This window comes from Pseudoalteromonas sp. SR44-5, from assembly GCF_014163675.1.
GTDB classification, from domain to species: Bacteria; Pseudomonadota; Gammaproteobacteria; order Enterobacterales; family Alteromonadaceae; genus Pseudoalteromonas; species Pseudoalteromonas rhizosphaerae.
In genome coordinates this window covers 40,194-60,189 of record NZ_JACJDT010000027.1, presented here as the reverse complement: position 1 = coordinate 60,189, position 19,996 = coordinate 40,194, and the positions used below count along the sequence as shown (strand labels likewise).

18 protein-coding genes and 1 pseudogene are annotated in these 19,996 nt (G+C 40.2%); 6 read left to right on the top strand and 13 right to left on the bottom strand.

Translation table 11 applies throughout. The features are described 5' to 3' along the window. Positions 1-878: 878 nt before the first annotated feature. Positions 879-1,166 (bottom strand): hypothetical protein, encoded by a 288-nt coding sequence (locus tag H5154_RS14585; RefSeq protein ID WP_182718731.1) that lies wholly within the window; start codon positions 1,164-1,166, stop codon positions 879-881. 224 nt (positions 1,167-1,390) lie between these two features. Here H5154_RS14585 and H5154_RS14580 point away from each other — a divergent pair, with 224 nt between their 5' ends. Next, positions 1,391-1,642, top strand: coding sequence for a type B 50S ribosomal protein L31 (locus tag H5154_RS14580; protein WP_145236032.1), 252 nt, complete (start codon positions 1,391-1,393; stop codon positions 1,640-1,642). A gap of 2 nt (positions 1,643-1,644) precedes the next feature. Further along, entirely contained in the window at positions 1,645-1,788 is a 144-nt protein-coding gene (gene ykgO, locus H5154_RS14575; protein WP_149980141.1) for a type B 50S ribosomal protein L36, read from the top strand. A gap of 72 nt (positions 1,789-1,860) precedes the next feature. Here the strand turns inward: ykgO and H5154_RS14570 are convergent, their stop codons facing one another. Further along, positions 1,861-2,250, bottom strand: coding sequence for a cytochrome b562 (locus tag H5154_RS14570; RefSeq protein WP_182718730.1), 390 nt, complete (start codon positions 2,248-2,250; stop codon positions 1,861-1,863). 149 nt (positions 2,251-2,399) lie between these two features. Here H5154_RS14570 and H5154_RS14565 point away from each other — a divergent pair, with 149 nt between their 5' ends. Continuing rightward, a complete protein-coding gene (locus H5154_RS14565) occupies positions 2,400-3,173 on the top strand; it encodes a substrate-binding domain-containing protein (RefSeq protein WP_182718729.1) in 774 nt (257 codons plus the stop codon). Beyond that, complete coding sequence (locus H5154_RS14560; protein ID WP_182718728.1) at positions 3,170-3,469, top strand: hypothetical protein; 300 nt, start codon at positions 3,170-3,172, stop codon at positions 3,467-3,469. The genes H5154_RS14565 and H5154_RS14560 overlap by 4 nt, the downstream gene beginning before the upstream one ends. 61 nt (positions 3,470-3,530) lie before the next feature. Here the strand turns inward: H5154_RS14560 and H5154_RS14555 are convergent, their stop codons facing one another. From H5154_RS14555 to upp, 5 genes are all read right to left on the bottom strand, one after another. Beyond that, positions 3,531-5,303 (bottom strand): sugar phosphorylase, encoded by a 1,773-nt coding sequence (locus H5154_RS14555; protein ID WP_182718727.1) that lies wholly within the window; start codon positions 5,301-5,303, stop codon positions 3,531-3,533. Between the two features lie 68 nt (positions 5,304-5,371). Beyond that, on the bottom strand, positions 5,372-6,592 hold the full coding sequence (locus tag H5154_RS14550) for a glycosyl transferase (RefSeq protein WP_149980138.1): 1,221 nt from the start codon (positions 6,590-6,592) through the stop codon (positions 5,372-5,374). Further along, complete coding sequence (locus H5154_RS14545) at positions 6,585-8,327, bottom strand: HAD-IIB family hydrolase (RefSeq protein WP_182718726.1); 1,743 nt, start codon at positions 8,325-8,327, stop codon at positions 6,585-6,587. Before H5154_RS14545 ends, H5154_RS14550 begins: the two co-directional genes overlap by 8 nt. A 149-nt stretch (positions 8,328-8,476) precedes the next feature. After that, complete coding sequence (locus tag H5154_RS14540) at positions 8,477-9,709, bottom strand: uracil-xanthine permease family protein (protein WP_182718725.1); 1,233 nt, start codon at positions 9,707-9,709, stop codon at positions 8,477-8,479. A 2-nt stretch (positions 9,710-9,711) separates the two neighbouring features. Then, positions 9,712-10,341 (bottom strand): uracil phosphoribosyltransferase, encoded by a 630-nt coding sequence (gene upp, locus H5154_RS14535; protein WP_145236059.1) that lies wholly within the window; start codon positions 10,339-10,341, stop codon positions 9,712-9,714. Between the two features lie 201 nt (positions 10,342-10,542). Between upp and H5154_RS14530 the strand changes: the two genes are divergently transcribed. Next, positions 10,543-11,385: an ABC transporter substrate-binding protein gene (locus tag H5154_RS14530; RefSeq protein ID WP_182718724.1), complete on the top strand. Its 843-nt coding sequence runs from the start codon at positions 10,543-10,545 to the stop codon at positions 11,383-11,385. A 1-nt stretch (position 11,386) separates the two neighbouring features. Here H5154_RS14530 and H5154_RS14525 read toward each other — a convergent pair whose 3' ends face one another. Then, positions 11,387-12,358 (bottom strand): Gfo/Idh/MocA family protein, encoded by a 972-nt coding sequence (locus tag H5154_RS14525; protein WP_182718723.1) that lies wholly within the window; start codon positions 12,356-12,358, stop codon positions 11,387-11,389. Between the two features lies 1 nt (position 12,359). Next, positions 12,360-13,310, bottom strand: a complete 951-nt coding sequence (locus H5154_RS14520; RefSeq protein WP_182718722.1) for an oxidoreductase family protein — start codon at positions 13,308-13,310, stop codon at positions 12,360-12,362. A gap of 193 nt (positions 13,311-13,503) precedes the next feature. On the opposite strand from H5154_RS14520, the gene H5154_RS14515 reads away from it, so the two are divergent. Next, a complete protein-coding gene (locus tag H5154_RS14515) occupies positions 13,504-13,680 on the top strand; it encodes a DUF6435 family protein (protein ID WP_182718721.1) in 177 nt (58 codons plus the stop codon). A gap of 292 nt (positions 13,681-13,972) precedes the next feature. Here the strand turns inward: H5154_RS14515 and H5154_RS23435 are convergent, their stop codons facing one another. The 4 genes and pseudogenes from H5154_RS23435 to H5154_RS14500 form a co-directional block, all read right to left on the bottom strand. Continuing rightward, positions 13,973-15,064, bottom strand: coding sequence for a thiamine pyrophosphate-dependent enzyme (locus H5154_RS23435; protein ID WP_310736617.1), 1,092 nt, complete (start codon positions 15,062-15,064; stop codon positions 13,973-13,975). Then, positions 15,034-15,684: a thiamine pyrophosphate-binding protein gene (locus tag H5154_RS23430; protein WP_220493401.1), complete on the bottom strand. Its 651-nt coding sequence runs from the start codon at positions 15,682-15,684 to the stop codon at positions 15,034-15,036. The genes H5154_RS23435 and H5154_RS23430 overlap by 31 nt, the downstream gene beginning before the upstream one ends. A 57-nt stretch (positions 15,685-15,741) precedes the next feature. After that, a pseudogene (locus H5154_RS23700) lies at positions 15,742-16,938 on the bottom strand (glutamate synthase-related protein). 870 nt (positions 16,939-17,808) lie between these two features. Further along, positions 17,809-19,911, bottom strand: a complete 2,103-nt coding sequence (locus H5154_RS14500) for a TonB-dependent siderophore receptor (RefSeq protein ID WP_182718720.1) — start codon at positions 19,909-19,911, stop codon at positions 17,809-17,811. Positions 19,912-19,996: the final 85 nt, after the last annotated feature.

Here is a 19,996-nt window from a genome sequence, read left to right as displayed (position 1 = left end):
TTCAGTTTTGACTTGTTCAATGAGTGTATTCATGACTTACCTCCAAGTTATGGGATAACCCCAAGGTAAGTGTGGCTCAAATGGTCAGAATAGGATCTCCGCGTAGCGGCTTAGTTCAACAATTTAATAGTGCGCTCATCGCGCATATTTCTGCCGACGCCACGCTCATTTTCATGAATATATGCGCAAAGAGCAGTTTTACTAATCAATTAACGACGATATTTAGCCACTTTCAATGACTGGTTGGACTCACAGCTCAAAGAAGCCCTTTAGTGCAATTATGTTAACTCATCTTGGGGCAGAGACGAGTTATATACATAACCCGCCTCTGGCACTTTTCTACCTATCAAAAATAGAGCTATTCGTCATTTTCACTGGTTTTTATTCGATGGCTCAGATAACCACCAAACAACACCCTGCTCTTTTCGTTAAAACTTGTTGCTGCTTGTAATTGTTTTCGCATTATCCATCATTAGATCACGCTTATTGTCCAAAGGGTTACGCTGTCGAAATGGTCTATGTGATACCGTACTGGATTTGTTCTTTGTCGTGCTCTGCTGCGAAGGTGCATTAAAATAAGCTCAAGCTATCTTAACTTTATACCAATCGTGTTAAGTTACTGACCATTTATAGCGACAGATAAATACAGTGATAACAAGGCGTAAATTTTGACATGTAGTTGTTCTAATTGAAAAAATTATAACGCAGTTAGCGCTTTATTCAGCTCGCTAGAATGGTTAAATATTTAAGTCGATTGGTATTACACCTTGCCTACTAACAAGCTGAGTTTGTGCAGCATTTGGACCAGCTATAATAGCAAGAAATGCAAATTGCCTTATAAAGATTAACTCTGAACCAATTTATCCAATATGTAAAAGTTACTCTTGATGCTCAAACTGACCGCGATATACTTCAAATACTTTTAAAACCGTATGTTGCGCTTTACTGAGGCCATCAAACCAAGCATCAAAAACATCATCATCGTCTTGATCACTTAATGCCAAATACTGTGCAAGCAATTCAACAATGTCATTATGGGTGCAGCTTAATGGGTCTATTTGTTGTGCTAGGACACTATGATCACGACTACGTAATGTCTCCATGACGCCCTGATCTATTTCCTGACTTTGTTCACTACCATGCTGTTGTTGGGCTGAACCACTCATAATAATCTGACTCCTATTCTTGATTACTTATTATTTATAACAGGCTAATTCCCAATAGCTAGTTTTTTTAAATCAACTGCTGATTTTTTAACTTGTTTGTGTGAATAAACATCAAATTAGCTACTTTACCAACAACTCAAAAATAGTATTTGCAAAGAATTCTTATTTACTATAAATTATAGTGATAATATCACATAACATTAATTTCCAGTAAAAGGCTATTTATGAAACCTAATATTCACCCTGATTACCAAACGGTTGCTTTTCATGACACGGCCGCCGATAGCTACTTTATTATTGGTTCAACAATTAAAACTGATCGAACCGTTGAGTTAGATGGCAAAACATACCCTTACGTACCTATTGATGTATCAAGTGACTCACATCCATTTTATACTGGTAAGCAAAAATCTGTTGCAACAGATGGTCGAGTTGCTGCGTTTAATCGCCGCTTTAAAAACTTAGGGAGCAAATAATCATGAAAGTCTTGAGTTCATTGAAAAGTGCTAAAAACCGCCCGGGATGTCAAATTGTTAAACGCAAAGGACGCGTTTTTGTGATCTGTAAAGACAATCCACGCTTTAAAGCAGTGCAAGGTATGAAAAAGAAAGGAAGAAAATAAACAACTATCATAGACTGTACACCTTGATATAGGCGTACAGTCTTTAAGGCTAAACTTAAATACAATCTAACACTACTTACCGAACAACAGCTCCCAAAACCCTGGTGGCTCATGCAGTTTATGGTATTGCTTACGGAGCCCATCAATGGCTTTTAACGGTCCTTTGGCTGCTTCGAGTCCTTGCTCATTCGCTAATTTTTTTGCAAGTTCAGCTTTTGCGATCACTTTATCTAAACCTTGCAGTGACTGCTCAGCCTCTTTGTGAAAAGTGGCTGTTTTACTTCGCTTAACCAATATCATAAATTCATCGATCGCGGTATTAAACTCCTGTAGTTGTGTTGCTTCAACAGTATGCTTGAACGCAAGCCCCATATTCTTCATGTTGGCTTCAAGATCTAAATCGTCGTTAGCAAATAAACTCGGAACAAACAGCAGTGCCACAAGACACAGAAATACTTTCATAATAATCCTAACAGTTACAACTCAAAAAAGATGAAAAATCATTATACACTCCAGCAGCTATGAATATAACCTTACTCTAAGTGTGGTGAAAATTAATTTTGTGTTAGAATTCGTTTTTGTTGATGAGATGTGTTTTGGGTTTAGAGCGAATGCGAAGATTAAAAAAACAATTTCTGATTTTCTTGTTGTGTTTAATAATTAGCCCTTCTAGCTTTGCCAAATTAAACATTACCTTTGTAAATCCCGGGTTTGCAGATTCATCTGATGAAATAAATACAACCGGTAACTTTTGGTTCAAAGTATCTAAGATTATGCTAAATGCGGCGGATGACTTAGATATAAACTTGCACATAAAATACGCGAATCGTAATCATATTTTGATGAAAGAGCTTATCAGGCAGGCAATTAAAGACAAGCCTGACTATTTAGTTGTGGTAGATGAAAAAAGCGTTGTCAGTAAATACTTAGCAAAATTAAATACCAGAAATATCCCTATTTATTTTTTATATAGCCGACCTGCTATCGGAAAATTTATATCATTAAAACGAGCTGGCGTTAATATTATTGGCAGCGTCATACCGGATAATTATGCTGCAGGAAAAGTGCTTGCACAACAGTTACTTATTAAACACTCAACAACATCGACTCAACCTGCTAATATACTCGCCCTTATTGGCGATTATACAACGCCTGCATCGGTAGAACGTGTTGCAGGCCTAACTGAATTTGTTGAGCAACATGAAGATATAAACTTTATAGGAAAAGAGGTTGCCAATTGGTCTGAACAGGAAAGTTACACAAAAACCTTAGCATTTATGGAGTTTGCTCCTGAGATCAATATTATATGGTGCGCCAATGATGCAATTGGGTTTGGTGCAAAAAGAGCATTACAAGTGCACATAAGGTCATTGTTGGTGGGATGAATTGGGACTCTGTACCAAAAGGTATCAAAGCGTTGGATATAACATTGGGTGGCCATGTGTTATTAGGTGCCTATGCACTTATTAATATAGTTGATCATCATAATGAAAATACTCGAGTTCCCCTAAATCATTCATATTTATCCATATTCAGTAACCTTACTACTGAAACCATACCTCTTGTAAAGCACATAAATGAAACTGATTTAGCCGACATTGATTTTGCTCAATTTAGTAAAACAGCCTCAGATCCGAGGCCATTTACAGTAGATAACCTCGTCAAAGCCCTTAATAAATAACACTGTAAAGGGGATTTACAGCCCTTTACAGTAACTCTCCGTTTTCCAGTAAAATAGCTAACTATTGTCGATTCGATAGCCATAGCGGCTGATAAGGCGCAAGTTCAATACTTTGTTGCCCCTGCTCTATTGCCTGAGCAGAAATAAGTTCAAACCACTGCTCAGTATCAATTAAGTTCAGATCAGCTAATAGCAGAGTCTGAGGCTCATCGCTAATGTTATAAACACAAAAAACACTTTGCCTACGGTCTATACTTTGACGCCAAAAACCAAATAAAGCACCGGTTAAATGTAAGGTAAATTGCGTCGCATTAGGGTGAAAAGCATCTTGCTGCTTACGAATAGCCAGTAAATTATTGATTTGAGTAAACACGTGATAATGATGACTTGATTGATCGGCAAGCTTTTCAAGTAGTGCCGACTCTTGCCAACGATGACGGTTAATACAGCGGTTATGCTGGCTATTTTCAAAGCGTTCATAATCATTGGTGGTACCAAGTAAACTATGAATATAAAGCCCAGGAATGCCTTCGAGGGCAAACATAATAGCATGAGCACAGGTAAAACGTTGTAAGCCCCACTTATCCACGCCTTTATGAGTGCCTTGTAAGGCATCAAATAACGCAATATTAAGTTCATAGGGTGAGCTGGTGCCATTATTCGCTGTGCGCATTGACACCTTTGCGCCAAAGCGACTAACCGTATTGACCATTTGCCCTAGTTCATCCTCGTCAAGCAACCCTTCGACAGGACGTAAGCCAATTCCATCGTGAGAAGCTATAAAATTAAAGTAGGCAGTACCATTTTGCGCTGGCGGCATGCTCATCATCCAATGTTTGAGCGCTTTACTGTCACCACTGAGCAAGGTATGTAATAACAAAGGCGGCAATGAAAAGTTATAAATACAATGTGCCTCATTGGCATTACCAAAGTAAGATAAATTTTCACGATTAGGAATGTTTGTTTCAGTGATTATAACTGCACTTGGCTCCACATGCTCTATTAGCGTTCGCAGTAATCTGATCACTTCATGTGTTTGCGGTAAATTAATGCAAGAAGTATTAAGTTCTTTCCATAAAAAAGCCACAGCATCAAGGCGAAATATCTTTATACCATTATCCAAGTAATGGCGAATAATACCTACAAATTCATTAAGCACTAATGGATTAGCAAAATCTAAGTCAACTTGATCTGGGCTAAATGTGCACCAAACATGGCGCTCCCCTAGTGCCGTTTGCACTGTATTAAGTAGCGGTGATGTTCTTGGTCGCACAACGTCAGATAGATCGTCATTTAAGCTAGCTGTTTTAAAGTAGCTTAACCCCGGCTCTTTGCCCTGAATAAAGTTTTCAAACCAACGACTGCGACTAGAGCAGTGGTTGATCACTAAATCAGCCATTAGCTTTACATCTTGAGCTATTCCTTGAATATCATCCCAACTACCAAGAGATTCATTCACTTGTACATAGTTCATTACCGAAAAGCCCTCATCAGAGCTATAAGGATAAAAAGGTAATATATGCAACGCGTTAATCGTTCCCGCACACTGGTTTTTCATAAACCGATGAAGGGTATGTAACGGTGGTTCACTCGGTACCGCAACTGCTTGATCTGCATCGCGATAACGCATAATTGAATCGCCATAAGCAATCAAAATTACATCTTGCTGATCCCAGCGGTTTTTATGCGGCGTAGGGTCTCGAACCGGGTCGTCTCTTAACATGGTAGTGATCAACATGCTTGCAAGCGCATCAATACTCATACATAAGTCAACACCCTCATATATACTCGTCAGGTGCTGTTCAACCCGTTGTTCAAATAACGCTTTACTCATTACCCTACCCCGTTGTTTATACTAATTTTTAATTATTTATCTGTAATTACTTCTCTGCTTAAGTATTATTATGAAAACTCTTTATTATCAAGCTCTACTGCTTCTTCTAAACGCGCAAACACATCTGGCATTGCTGAAGCAACTCGGTTCCAGCTTGGCACAAATGGCGCTTCCATTGGATACTGTAAAAAATGCTCACCTGCGTTCATAATGTTTTGCGCAAACATTTCTACTGCTTTTTCTTCTTGATGAATATCGAGTTTTAAGCCGTTCATCATGGCATCGTTATGATAAGTTTCAATAAAATCCAGTGCGATACGATAATAAGTTGCTTTAAGTGACCGAATGGTTTCCGTGGTAAATGTCACTCCTTGCGTGGCTAACTTACGAAACAGCGCTTTGGTGATATCTATCGACATTTTTGACAAGCCAGCCGCTTGATTATCCAGTGACAGCGCTTGGTGTTTATGATCATAGTTATCTGCAATATCTACTTGGCACAAGCGATTGTGTGAGTAGTTACGGTACATTTCAGACAGTACGCCAATCTCTAAGCCCCAATCGCTAGGAATACGAATATCGTTGAGCACATCACGGCGAAACGAAAATTCCCCCGCCAGCGGATAACGAAATGAATCCATATATTCAAGGTAGTCAGTGCTGCCTAAAATGGTTTTAAATGAACGCAATAAAGGAGTAACGAGTAAACGCGATACACGGCCATTGATCTTGCCATCAGCAGTACGAGGGTAAAAGCCTTTACAAAATTCATAGTTAAAGCGCGGGTGAGCAACTGGATAAATTAATCGCGCTAATAAACTACGGTCATAAGTTAAAATATCACAATCATGCAGTGCTATTGACTCAACTTTTGCCGTTGCCAATTTATAACCCATGCAGTACCACACATTACGGCCTTTGCCGAGTTCACGCGGCGCGACGCCTAACGCTTGCAACTCTTTATCGAGTGCTTGCAAACGTGGCCCTTCGTTCCAAAGCACGCGGTGATGTTGGTCAAGCTCTGCAAAAAATTGTAATGCATGACGATACTGACTCTCATCGGCCCTGTCTAAGCCAATCGTAATTTGCGACAAATAAGGAACATGTTTCAATTCTTGCACAATATTTTGTAATGCAGAGCCCTCAAGTTCACTGTACAAGGAGGGTAAAATCAAGCCCATTGGCCGTTGTTTTGAAAAGCTAACGAGTTCAGCTTCTAGATCAGCCAGCGGACGGTCGGCAATATTATGTAATGTTGTTATGATGCCATTTTGGTAAAAATCAGCCATGTGATTGCTCCTGTTTAGACGCTAATTGCGCTTTGATAACACTTAGATCTGCTACTTCATCGAGCCAACCTTGTGGGGCTGGGTGTTCACTAACACGCCATGGTTTGTGGGATAATTTTGCCTTGGCTTTACTGGCAGGATTATTAATTAAAATCGCGATATCTGCGGCATCCAACATCGCCATATCATTTTGGCTATCACCCAGTGCAATAGTGGTGAAAGCATGACGACAATGTTTTTTAAATTGCTCTACTAACCAGTTTTGCGCTTTACCTTTATTGGTACTGCGATTTAAATGAATAAAACGCCCGCCTATTAACACTTCATAACCAAGCGGTTTTATTGCTTCTAAAAAGTCAAGTAGCTGTTGCTCTGTGCCTTGCCAAAAAAGCGGATCTGAATATTCACGAATACGGGCAAGTTCGCTTTGTGCTAGGCTCAAGTCTGTTATCTGACTGACTTCTTGCGCTGATAATTGACTGAACAAACGGTAATAAGCACTAAACTCGCTACCGTATTCAAGTAATTCACTGTACAACTGTTTATTGGTTGGCGACAGCGCATAACGCCAGTGTTCATCCAGCTCTTCGCAGCCAATTGGTTTTAATGAAAAATAATTTTTTGGAATATATACAGCCCCGCCATTTTCAATAATAAACGGCTGGTTTAACCCAAGTGATTTTTGCAGTGCGATTACCTCTGCAAACGTTTTGCTGGTATTAAAAACTACAGCGATACCTGCGCGACTCAATTGGCTTAAAAACGGAGCAATCTCAGTACATTGGTAATCGTTATGATCAAGTAACGTACCGTCTAAATCAGTGAAAATAAGTGGCATTGCAACATCATCAGCGCGAAGCTTCATGGCACTTATATCACGTACTTTATCTAGGCTCAGTAATGCATCGACTTGCTCTGGTAACTGAGTTAAATTTTCTCGCGTAATACGTTCAAAATGAGAAATAAATCGCACTAATTGTTGCTCATCGAACGTTCCTTGGCCTCGTCCTTTATGCGACAGTAATTTTTGCTCTTGCTCTAATCGCCACCCATATACGTCGGCAAATGACGGTGCTTTTAGCATCACGGTATAATCAATCATTGCAAAAATATCTTGGTATTCATTCGCTAAACAACTGTTTACACAGCGTCGCCAAATACCTTCAGGATCCTCGTATTGTTCTAATTGATTAACTGATTGATGTAATTGATAAGGTTGTTGCGCTATGCTACCAACACACCAACCTTCAAAAAAAATGATATCAACAGGCTGTTTATTAGTAGGCCATAACGCTTGCGTAACTGGATCATCGGTTTGTTTATCAAACTGTGGCAAAGGCACCCCTACTTCACCTGCAAGTAACGCGGTAAAAGTCTGCTGCATAAGTGCTGTATCATGGGTACCTGGCACACCACGCGTTGCAAATAACGGATGTACATCTTTACTTAATTGTTGACGATGCGCGTGGCTGTGATAAAAATCATCAATCGACATCGCAATACTATTAAACGCTGTATTACAGTTGATCCAAGTAACTAAAAAATCTGCTAATGTCGTTTTACCTGAGCCTTGGCAACCATTGATTGCCACCAGCATTGGACCATCAGTTGGTTTGCTGTGGAGAATATCTTCAGCGAGTGGGACGAAATACTGTTCACTCAAATACTGATATTTGAGTGGCAGCTGATGTTTTGCTAAAAATGGGGTGATATCCACAATATTTGTCTCTTGCATTAAACGCTCCTGATCAGTATGACACTGTTAATGAGGTAAATGCAGTTACTAGACCAGTTTTATAACTTTATATTTTTTAGTTAGTTAAAAAAATAGCGCATATTAAATGCGCTATTTTGGTGCAAATCATTAGCTGAATGTGCAAAATATTACGTTGGCTTATCAGCCTTTGGTAACACTAAATTAAGCACTATGCCTAAAATAGCGCATAGGCTCACGCCTTGTAAGCTAAATTCGTTGCCACCGATATGCATACCACCAATGCCACACACTAAAATGAGTGCCACAATACTGAGGTTACGTGGAGCCGTTAAGTCTTCTCCACTTTTCACTAACGAATTTAAACCCACCACAGCAATTGAGCCAAACAGCAAAATCATGATCCCCCCCATCACAGGTACTGGTATGGTTTGCAAACCAGCGCCCATTTTAGCCACAAACGCTAAAATAATGGCGATAATGGCAGTCCACATCATCACTTTAGGATTAAAGTTACGCGTAAGCATCACTGCACCGGTGACCTCTGAATAGGTGGTATTAGGTGGCCCGCCGAATATAGACGCTGCAGTAGTAGCTAATCCATCACCAAACAAGGTGCGATGTAAGCCCGGTTTTTTCAAATAGTCTTTATTGGTGACTTGGCTAATCGCCATCATATCGCCAATATGTTCAATAGCGGGGGCTATTGCCACCGGCACCATAAATAACACCGCTTGCCATTTAAACTCAGGCCAAGTAAAAGCTGGCATTGCAAACCACGGTGCATTAGTAACAGCATCAAATTGCACGATCCCTAAATATAGCGATAAACTGTAACCTGCGATGACTCCAGCTAAGATAGGGATCAGCTTAAATACACCTTTGCCCCATACCGCGAAAATTAGCGTCACTAACAACGAAAATGCCGCCACCCAAATGGCTTGCTCGTACGCAATCAACTGAATTGAACCATCGCCGCTTTTACCCATTGCCATATTAACTGCAACAGGTGCCAGTGCTAAACCAATTACCATGATCACCGGACCGACCACAACTGGTGGTAATATTTTATGCAGGGTAGCTACACCTTTTAATTTCACTAATAGACTTAACAACATATAAGCCCCGCCTGCAGCCATTAAGCCCCCCATTGTGGCAGGCACACCCCATAGCTGCACGCAGGCAATAATAGGGGCGATAAACGCAAATGATGAAGCTAAAAATATCGGCACCTGACCTTTAGTTACCAAATGGAACAGCAAGGTACCAATACCAGCCGTAAAAAGTGCCACATTTGGATCAAGCCCCGTTAATAAAGGAACTAACACCAAGGCACCAAAGGCGACAAATAACATTTGCGCCCCAGTTAAAATTGTTTTGATTGAAAAGGTAGAGTTATCCACTGTTAGACAGTACCAAAAATTTTATCGCCAGCATCACCAAGACCAGGAATTATATAGCCTTTCTCATTTAAGTGGCTGTCTAATGATGCGGTAAAAATCTCTACATCAGGATGAGCTGCAAGGGTTTTTTCAACCCCTTCAGGTGCGGCAACCAATACAATCACTTTAATTTCTTTACAACCCGCTTTTTTCAGCATATCGATAGTCGCAATCATCGAGCCCCCAGTTGCGAGCATTGGATCAATAACGAGGCTCAAGCGCTCATCAATTTTGCCTACTAACTTTTCAAAGTAAGGAATTGGTTCTAATGTTTCTTCATTACGTTGCAGGCCCACAACACTGACTTTTGCAGCAGGCAGTAACTGCATAACACCATCCATCATGCCAAGGCCAGCACGTAAAATTGGCACAACAGTAATTTTTTTACCTTTGATGTGTTCAACATCTAATTGATTACCATCCCAACTGGTAATTGTTACTTTTTCCAGTGGCAGGTTTTTAGTCGCTTCATAGGTTAATAATGTACCCACTTCAGACGAAAGCTCACGGAAACTCTTAGTACTAATGCCATATTCTCGCATAAGGCCAAGTTTATGTTGAACAAGTGGGTGGTTAATTACATGAATAGTCATAATAGCGCCTAAAAGAAAAATAAATTGCGCTTATTTTAGCTTAAAAAATTCCATCAGACTTTAAAAAAGCATGATCAGTGCAATAAAAAAATTATTTTATGTTCCTAATACAGCGCTTTATCTCATTTAATCCGATAATTGTCATTTTCAACGCAACTACACTATAATAATAGCTATGAATAATTTGCTCACATAGGTTTTATGTCAAAGTTTGTTATTGGGCTCTTGATTGGTATTTTAGCAATAATGCCTTCATTAGCGATGGCTAAAAAACCATTAAAGGTGCAAATGATGACCGACTTTGCATCACAGGAAAATGATGATCCATTTAACATAGCCACTCAATTTTTGCTCGATATTGAAAAGCAGCTCAATGGTGCAATCGCGTTAAACTTTATCACAGCGAGTAGATTAAGGGAGTGGCAACAATTGCATGCAATGAAAGATGTGTGTTTGTACAATAAAGTCAAAACACCTGATCGCCTTGAAAATGCATTATTTAGTACCTCCCCAATTATGGCTTTTCCGGCCAACCGCTTAGTGGTGTATAATCATCCAGAACTGCCTGAAAATATTAGTTTAAATGATGCGGTAAATAAATATAATCTCACCATCGGCATTGCTTCAGGGCGTTCATATGGTCACGAAATAGATAATTATATTACCAAGCATCCTAAATCATTTATGAGCTTAGGCGGCACAACAGGTGCTTATCGCCTTAGTCAAATGCTATTTCAAAATAAGTTCGATGCCGTTATTGAATACAGATCGGTGTTTACTTCTCGTCACGGTACAGATCCAAGCACAGAAAATATCCGCTATCTCAGCCTAGACGACACGAATCAAACAGTGTTTGGCTATATTGCATGCTCGCAGTCAGAACAAGGAAAGCAAGTGATTGCATTATTTGATCAAGCATTACAAACGCCTGAAATCCAGAAAATAATCATTAGTAGTCACACACAAATATTTGCACCGCCGGAGCAGGCGCTGATATTACACGCATTACAAGATGCTTTTAACGTAGCAATACCTGCACGCTGATTTAGTTGTTTAAAATTTGCTCCATCACCCAACTAGTATGTGCGGCCGAATGACCTGTTGACGGATGTGTAATATTTTCAAATAATGACGAGGCCATATTTTGCACATGATATTGTTGAACATGAGGCGGGTTTTCAATGCTCAGTTGTTGCTGACCACTTTCGTTAATAACCGTAATTGCTTGCTCATCAAATACGCTAAAGCTGATCTCGCCCTTTTCACCGTATAAAGTAACAACATCAAAACGAGAAAAACCACCAAAGTTCCAACTTCCTGAGCCGGTAATACCGTTTTTATGCTGCCAACACGCAGTGATTGCATCAAAAGCGCCATATAAGTTTTGCTGGTTTGTCGCCAGTCCTTTCACTTGTTCATAATCACCAAATAAGTAACCAAATAAATCGAGACCATGGCTGGCTAAATCATCAAAATAACCTCCTGGTGCGATAGTTTTATCGGTACGCCAATTGTAAACACCTGATCTATCTTGCTCGCTGGAGGCTTTACTTAAGTGCCAATTAATATGTCGCACCTGGCCGATTTCGCCCGTGTCAATCAGGCTTTTTACTTTATTAAAGCGCGGTAAAGAACGTCGATAATACGCGACGAACAAGGGAACATTTTTACTGCTGAAAGCTTCAAGAATAACTTCACTGTGAGCCAATGTAGGCGCCAGTGGTTTTTCAATACAACATGGTTTGCCCGCAGCAGCAACTTTTAGCGCAAGCTCCATATGGCTATCTGGAGGCGTTGCGATATACACGGCATCAATATCAGAACTTACGATCAATTCATCGGCCGTTTTAAATACCATAGGCACGTTATGGCGTTTTGCGTAATCTTCAGCGAGTGCGGTATCTCGTCGAGTAACGCCTTGCAACACAAAACCTTTCGTATTTTTATACGCAGGGCCACTTTTCACCTCGGTTACAGCGCCACAGCCAATCATTCCCCAACGGATCTGTTTCGTCATTCTACGTTACCCCAAAATTTGTTTTTGTAATTTGATATTGCATATAAGCATTAATTTTTACGTGTTCTGGACTCCAGCCCATTAAAAATCGGTAAAAGTCAGCCCATACAACTGGCCATAAGGTTTGCCATTCGTTAATAGCAGCATGGCTATATGCGCTTTTATCAAATATGTGCATGGCGTTGGCAAAATATTTAAAGTAATCGGCTAAGTAATCATCAGCTCTTTGTTGTAATTGCTGTTCATTTAAACAACTACCCAAAAAGTACATAACGTCAATAACACCTACTCCAGCGCCAACATATTGAAAGTCATATCCTAAAACTTCCATAGTCGAACTATTAACAGCGAAGTTCGCAAGTTTTGCATCACCATGAATAAGCGTTTGATACTGACATGCCCGAATAGTTTGATCGATGCTGTGTGCTTGTTGCTTGATAGCACAATCTGCCATTTTTTCATACTCGTCTGGCCGAGTGGCTAAATGCCAATAACTCCCCTGCGGCCATAAGCCATCAGCTTTGACTTGAAAATGAAAAGCATGAAAATACGCCAACCACTTAATAATGGCTGTAACATGTGTATGGATTGGTTTTGCGTTTACAAAGCCACACTCTGTAAAATCAGCAAACACTAAGACTTTGTGCTGCTCATGTTCTATGGCATTAAAACACCTTAAAGCACCTGCTCTAGATGGTAATCGCGTCGCATAATGCTGATACCAATAAAATTCGACTTCATAAGAGTGACGCTTTCGGTTAATTGCAAACTCAGTTTGCGAAATTCGCGGATGATTTATGTGATCGGGCACACTAATCGCTTTAATGACGCAGGCTTTACCGTCTAAACGACAACGCACTATTTCACCACAGCCACTCCATAAAGCAGTGATTGTTTCAGTGATTTTAATATTTTTATAATGAAGACCAATTAATGGCAGATAAAAAGACATACGCACCAATATTCATAAAACACCTAGTATGACATAAACATTTTAAGATTAAAGCGCTTACAGGCAACACAGCTCACTACTTAACTACATGTTAGCAATCATTATCTTTTGCCAGCTTACTATTTCAACATAATGTAAACCAATGCATTGATTGAAACGTATCAATCTGCACCAGTTATTAAACGAGTAATATATGTTTTCATTCTTTAAGAAAGACCCAACTAAAAAGTTACATAAGCAGCTTTCTATAAAACTAGAACAAGCAATGCATGCCCAACGTAATGGCGATATACGCAAATACTCAGAACTTTCCTTTGAAGCAGATCAAATAGACAAACAAATAATAGAAATAGAAAAACAAAACAAGTAAATATAATATTTAGCCCGCAGTCTAAAATTATGAAATGGGGCTTTTTATTGAGCCCCGAGAATCGTGGTTGAGTCAATTCATACAAATCAGCCCTTTACACAAACTCACCCTCACTATTTCAACTACTTATCCTGACACCTAATGGTGCTGGGCTAGATTGAATGACCTGAACACAAAGAGCATCCTAGCGCTTGTTAGGGAAGGAATAATTTTATTAACATAGCGAGAAACGTTGAGGCACTATGAGTAAAAACCGGAGGTATCGTAATACCTCCCATTTTAAAAGGCGTTGTTACTTAATAAAGTTATCTCGGATTAATGAAATCACTTCATCTGAGCGACCATTAAGAACGGCTTTTACTCCAAATAAGGCAGTAGAAGCAACTTGGTTAGCCTCTATTTTAGGAGGCATTACTAATTCCATGCGATTAACTTTAACTTCTAATAATGCAGGTCCTTTATGATCTAACCAAGCTTGCATCGTATCTGGGAGTCGCTCTGGAGTATCGACTTGCCACCCCTGCAGACCAATTTGTTCAGCTAATGAAGCAAAATTTGGGTTATGCAGACTCGTATAGTTATCTAGTAGACCTTCAACCCGTTGTTCCATTTCAACAAATCCAAGGGATTCGTTATTGAAAACCAATAATTTCACTGGGATTTGCTCTTGTACTAGTGTCAGCAAATCCCCCATTAACATTGTTAAACCACCATCACCACACATCGCAATCACTTGACGCTGTGGGTATGCATTTGCAATACCTAGCGCTTGGGGATACGCATTTGCCATTGTTCCATGCAGTAGGCTTGTTAAGAATCGACGCTCGCCTGTAGCCTCTAAATGGCGTAGTAACCAGACCATCGGACTCCCACCATCAGCGGTAAATATGGCATTTCTATCGGCTTTATCACTGAGTAATTGCGTTAGATACTGAGGGTGAATGAGCTCACTCTCATGCCTTGCTTTTCCTGCATACTCTTTTTTGTCCTTGTGCCACTGCTCTAGTGCATTATTTAGATGAGAATCGTCAGAGCGCTGTTCAAGTAAAGGCAGTAATGCCTCAATTGTATTGGCTACATCGCCCACCAACCCCAAATTGATAGGTGTACGTCTTCCTAAATGTTTCGCCTGCGTATCAACTTGAACAATTTGTGCTTTTTTCGAATAAAACTGGGTATAGGCGAAGTCAGAGCCTAAACATAGCAATAGATCACAGTCATCCATTGCTTGCATGCCAGCCAAATTACCTAGTATACCTGTCATACCTACATTAAACGGATTATTAGGTTCAACAAACTCTTTTGAACGAGAGCTGTGTGCAATAGGTGCTTTTATTTTATCAGCAAGCGCAACTAGTTGGTCATGTGATTCACGTGCGCCAATCCCCGCATAAATCGTGATCCGCTTTGCACTATGGACATACCCGCCAAGGTGTTTAAATCTGCGTCATTTGGACGAATTAACGGCTGTGGTTGGTGTACCGACCAAGCGATATCATCTTCAATTTTATTTTTAAATATATCGCCATTCACTACAACCACCACGACACCTTGATGAGTTAACGCAGCTTGGGCCGCTTGGGCAACGATCCGTCTTGCTTGACTAGGATGATTAATACGCTGGCAAAAAACGGAGCACTGATCGTATATCTTAGTTTGGTCTAATTCCTGTGGAAACCCCATGCCTTCTTCAGAGCTATCTACATTTGAAGCAATGAGTACAACTGGCGATCCGTTACGATGGCTTTCAAAAATACCATTAACAAAATGCAAGCTTCCAGGACCACAGGTGCCGGCACACACAGCTAATTGCCTAGTCATATATGCTTCACTGCCAGCAGCGAATGCCCCCACTTCTTCATGTCGAACATTGATCCACTCTAGAGACGTTTTACTGATTGCATTAGTAAAGTGGTTAATTGTATCACCCACAATACCATAACAACGTTTTGCACCCGCTTTTATTAGCGTGTCAGCAATTACTTCGGAAACTGTAATACTCATTAATAATGCCCTCTATTATGTGCTGATAAAGTTTTTCCCATCGCTTGTGTTATGTCTTTAATGGGTTTGAATGTATCCTGACCAATCGCCATAGGCTGTATCTTTAGGTGCGTCAAGCAAGCTATTTGCAGGCAAAAGCGGGTGAATATCAATAATCGACTTAGATTGAGCAGCGTTAACACGGGTAATAATTTGATGCGGGTTAAGCTCGCTTGGGTGAATAACACCACTTGAGCCTACAATTTCAGCCAGTGCTGAGAGAGTTTTGGCATGAAAGCGAGCAGCCCGTTCAGATTGTATATCAATATCTAAGGAGCGTTGACGTTGCGGATCTTGTGTTGCAATGCCTGTAGGACAAGTTCCCTTGTCACAACGCCGCGCCTGAACGCAACCAATCGAAAACATAAATGCACGCGCCGCATTACACTAGTCAGCTCCTAAAGGAATGTGCTTTGCCATTCCCATACCATTATAAATTTTACCGCTGGCACCTAACTTAATATGTTTTCTGAGCCCTGTGCCCACTAACATATTTTGCATCATTACGAGACCATCTTCTAAAGGCATACCAACCCAATCAGACAGTTCACTAGGAGCTGCCCCGGTGCCGCCTTCGGCACCATCTACAACGATAAAATCAGGATAAATCCCTGTACTTAACATTGCTTTGCCTAATGCCATCACTTCATGAGGCATGCCAACACAGAGCTTCAGACCTACGGGTTTATTGCCTGATAACTGACGCATATTTTGCGCAAATTCCAGAAGCTCAATCGGGGTTGAAAATGCAGAATGCCCTGAGGGAGACAAGCAATCTTGATGAATAGGCACTTGTCGCGCGTTGGCTATTTCTTGGGTTACTTTAGAGCCTGGCAACATGCTACCATGACCCGGCTTTGCACCTTGGCTTAGCTTAATTTCAGTCATTTTTACTTGTTCGATTTGCGCTTGGTCAGCAAATTGCTTGGGATCAAAACGACCCTGTTTATCACGACAACCAAAATAGCCAGTGCCGAGTCCCCATACAGTATCGCCACCGTGTTTTTTATGATATTTGCTAAGCCCTCCTTCACCGGTGTCATGATAAAATCCACCAATTGAAGCGCCCTTATTTAAAGCCTCTATCGCTCGCCCAGATAAAGCACCGAAGCTCATGGCCGAAATATTTAATAAAGATGCATTATAGGGTTGGCTAGACTGCTCATTACCAATCGTGACACGTGGTTTTTTATCAGGCTCTGCGCTTGGTGCCATTGAGTGGCACACCCATGTATAACCATCTTCACGGACATTTCGCTCAGTGCCCAGCGGCTGTGTGTCACTTTTACCCTGAGCCCGATTATAAATAAGATTACGCGCAGCAAAACTATATGGCGTCCCTTCTAAATCATCTTCTACAATGTATTGACGCAAAAATGGACGCAAATCATAAAAAATATGGCGCACCCATGCAATTACAGGGTAATTTCTCAAAAGTGTATTACTCTTTTGAAAGCGGTCTCTAACGCCAAGAAAGGATAAAAGTGCAAGTATAATAATTAAACTGAGTGTCCAATAATTATATGAGTCAAAAATGATTAGAAACAAGGCTGTTATCGCCGCGCAAATAGGTAGAAAAGATCGTAGTACTAAATGAAAAAAAGACATGACTTACTTCATGAGACTATAATCCTTTGACTATTTTAATGAAAACAGCAAACACACTATTCCTAGGTGCGAGTACAGCTTACTTAGTAAATAACTTATTTTTACCCTATCATTTACCTTCTGAACACCACCTTAAATAATCAACAAAAAATTTTATCTTACTCGTTTGGCGAGTTTACATATAAAGATTAATCAATAAATCTCATCGCAAAGCGACACGAATAAACTCTGTAGCTAGATGTTGGTGATATTGTAAACGTGTATGCTAGGAGCTGAAGGTACTAAAAAATAGTCGGCTTTGATTTACTTTCATTCGCAAGTTTATGGCTTTTTGCATTACATTGGTGTTTGGCAACAATGACATTGCCCACTCACTTTAAGTACAAAAAGTGATTAGATCTAATCAAGTAAACTACCTAAGAAGGAATAGCTTACCCGCTTTAACTTGCGGGGTAAGCTATGATAAATAGAGAGTGGTTAAAACTGATACCTTACTGAAGCTTCAATATTACGGGGTGCGCCAAAGAAGCCTTGGTTATAAAAATCAATACTGGAGTAGTACTTTTTATCAAATACGTTGTTGATATTCATTTGACCGCTAAACTGATCTGTAAACTTGTAACGCGCCATCATATTAACCAGCCAATAACTTGCCTGCTCTGCACGATAGGCATTATTAGGGCCAACATTTTCATTATAGATTTCATTTTGCCAATGTGCATTTACACCAAATTTGAACGCCTCATTATAATCATACATTCCAGACAGTTTAACTAAGTGCTCTGGGTTATGTGTTGCAAAAGGATCACCATTTTCATCTTCAGATTTGGTATGTGCGTAGCTGAAATTAGCATTAAATGAATCAGTCACTTGTCCTGAAACTTCCACCTCAAAACCTTTACTCTGCGTACCTTTTTTCCCGATATATGGAAAGCTACCATCAGGCAATGGTTCAGTGAATGAAGGGTCTAGTACTGCTACATTATCTTTTTCGACCTTAAATACGGCAGCAGTAACAAGTAATCGTTCATCAAGCCAGGTGCTTTTTACCCCAGCTTCTAAATTACTGCCTTCAACAGGGTCAAGACGTTGATCATTTTTGTCTTTTGCATTTTGTGGCTGGAAAATTTCAGTGTAGCTTGTATAAATTGATACCGTAGGTACAGGTGAGAACACTAGTCCCGCATAAGGAGTGTTAATGCCCGTTTGTTTGTAATTATCAGCACTGTCTATCTCATTTTCATAATCATAGCGACTAAAGCGGTTACCTAGAACAAGGGTTAGTTTATCCGTTATACTCAGTTGTGTAGCAATATACGCCCCAACCTGCTGTTCGTTATTTTTTCCGGTAATAGCGGTATCTGCATAAGTAGGTTCAGATACACTGCCATCCCACTGTAAAAAGTTTCCAACGGGATCACCACTGATAGCATAAAATGAATCAGAAGTGACATGCTGATCACTTAAGTTAGCCCCAACAATCAAGCGGTGCTCTCGAGAAAACAACTCAAAAGGACCATCTGCGTATATGCGCGCACTATCCAAAGTACGATCACTTTGATAAATCATTGACGAACCACTCATACCAAGCCCAGTGTCTCGATCAGGATGCCCGCTTAAGTATAATAGTTTGCCATCCATTTTATCATCTCGGCGCTCATATTCAGCTCTCAACTGCCACCCATTTGTAAAGCTATGCGCTAAATTAACAAAGGCACTGGTATTATCGCGATCCCAATAGGTCCAGTTTGCTGCCGTTGTACTTGATATAGCTAAATCATCAGCAGAGGAGCCATCAGCATAAAATAAAGGCAATGCTCCCCATGTAGAGCCTTTAGGTCTACGTTTCGCATGCTCTATTCCGATATTCATCTCAGTATTCGCGCCTAAATCAAAACCCACCGTTGTATAAAGTTGAAGATTATCTTTTTCAGCTAAATCAACATGGCTTTCACCTTGATCAATACTCGCAGCAACACGGCCACGAATACTGCCATCGCTATTGAGTGGCGTGTTAAAATCACCTTCAAGTCTAACATTTTGCCATGAACCAACTTTCGCAGTAACGTAACCTTGTTGTTCAAAACCTGCTTTTTTACGGATCAAATTGATTGCCGCTGAAGGTTCACCTGCTCCAGAGAGTAAGCCAGTGGCGCCTCTAACTACTTCCACACGCTCAAAAAGAATGGAATCTGATACTGCTTCTGAAAAAAAGCTATTGTAAAAAACCGGTAAGCCATCATACTGAAAATTGGTAACGGGATTACCACGTGCGCTAAAGAAAAAACGGCTGGTTTCTGCTTTTTGAACATTGATCCCCGCAGCCATTCCCACGACATCTGCCACATTATCCAGTGCAAAGTCTTGAATTGCTTGCGCATCAATTACAGAGATAGACTGAGGAGTTTGTTGCACTGAAAGCATTAAGCCTGTAGCGCTGGTATTATATTCTAACCGTTGCCCTAGCACAGAGATTTTTTCGATATTTGCTTCTTCTGTGCCTTGCTCATTTGCAAAAGCTACACTCGACATTGCTAATGTAACTGCCATAGAGATGTAAGAAATAGTTGGATTAAACATGGACCCTCAAGTCAAATAAAAACAATTTGCACTTAGATTAACGTTTTTTAACAACAAATACAATCATAAAGTTTTACAACCTATA

Bases quoted from the DNA above. Each gene is read 5' to 3' on its own strand.
- upp (WP_145236059.1), bottom strand. From the start codon at position 10,341: ATGACTATTCATGTAATTAACCACCCACTTGTTCAACATAAACTTGGC.
- H5154_RS14570 (WP_182718730.1), bottom strand. From the start codon at position 2,250: ATGAAAGTATTTCTGTGTCTTGTGGCACTGCTGTTTGTTCCGAGTTTA.
- H5154_RS14520 (WP_182718722.1), bottom strand. From the start codon at position 13,310: ATGTCTTTTTATCTGCCATTAATTGGTCTTCATTATAAAAATATTAAA.
- H5154_RS14565 (WP_182718729.1), top strand. From the start codon at position 2,400: ATGCGAAGATTAAAAAAACAATTTCTGATTTTCTTGTTGTGTTTAATA.
- H5154_RS14525 (WP_182718723.1), bottom strand. From the start codon at position 12,358: ATGACGAAACAGATCCGTTGGGGAATGATTGGCTGTGGCGCTGTAACC.
- H5154_RS14530 (WP_182718724.1), top strand. From the start codon at position 10,543: ATGTCAAAGTTTGTTATTGGGCTCTTGATTGGTATTTTAGCAATAATG.
- ykgO (WP_149980141.1), top strand. From the start codon at position 1,645: ATGAAAGTCTTGAGTTCATTGAAAAGTGCTAAAAACCGCCCGGGATGT.
- H5154_RS23430 (WP_220493401.1), bottom strand. From the start codon at position 15,684: ATGAGTATTACAGTTTCCGAAGTAATTGCTGACACGCTAATAAAAGCG.
- H5154_RS14585 (WP_182718731.1), bottom strand. From the start codon at position 1,166: ATGAGTGGTTCAGCCCAACAACAGCATGGTAGTGAACAAAGTCAGGAA.
- H5154_RS14560 (WP_182718728.1), top strand. From the start codon at position 3,170: ATGAATTGGGACTCTGTACCAAAAGGTATCAAAGCGTTGGATATAACA.
- H5154_RS14545 (WP_182718726.1), bottom strand. From the start codon at position 8,327: ATGCAAGAGACAAATATTGTGGATATCACCCCATTTTTAGCAAAACAT.
- H5154_RS14500 (WP_182718720.1), bottom strand. From the start codon at position 19,911: ATGTTTAATCCAACTATTTCTTACATCTCTATGGCAGTTACATTAGCA.
- H5154_RS14580 (WP_145236032.1), top strand. From the start codon at position 1,391: ATGAAACCTAATATTCACCCTGATTACCAAACGGTTGCTTTTCATGAC.
- H5154_RS14555 (WP_182718727.1), bottom strand. From the start codon at position 5,303: ATGAGTAAAGCGTTATTTGAACAACGGGTTGAACAGCACCTGACGAGT.
- H5154_RS14550 (WP_149980138.1), bottom strand. From the start codon at position 6,592: ATGGCTGATTTTTACCAAAATGGCATCATAACAACATTACATAATATT.
- H5154_RS14515 (WP_182718721.1), top strand. From the start codon at position 13,504: ATGTTTTCATTCTTTAAGAAAGACCCAACTAAAAAGTTACATAAGCAG.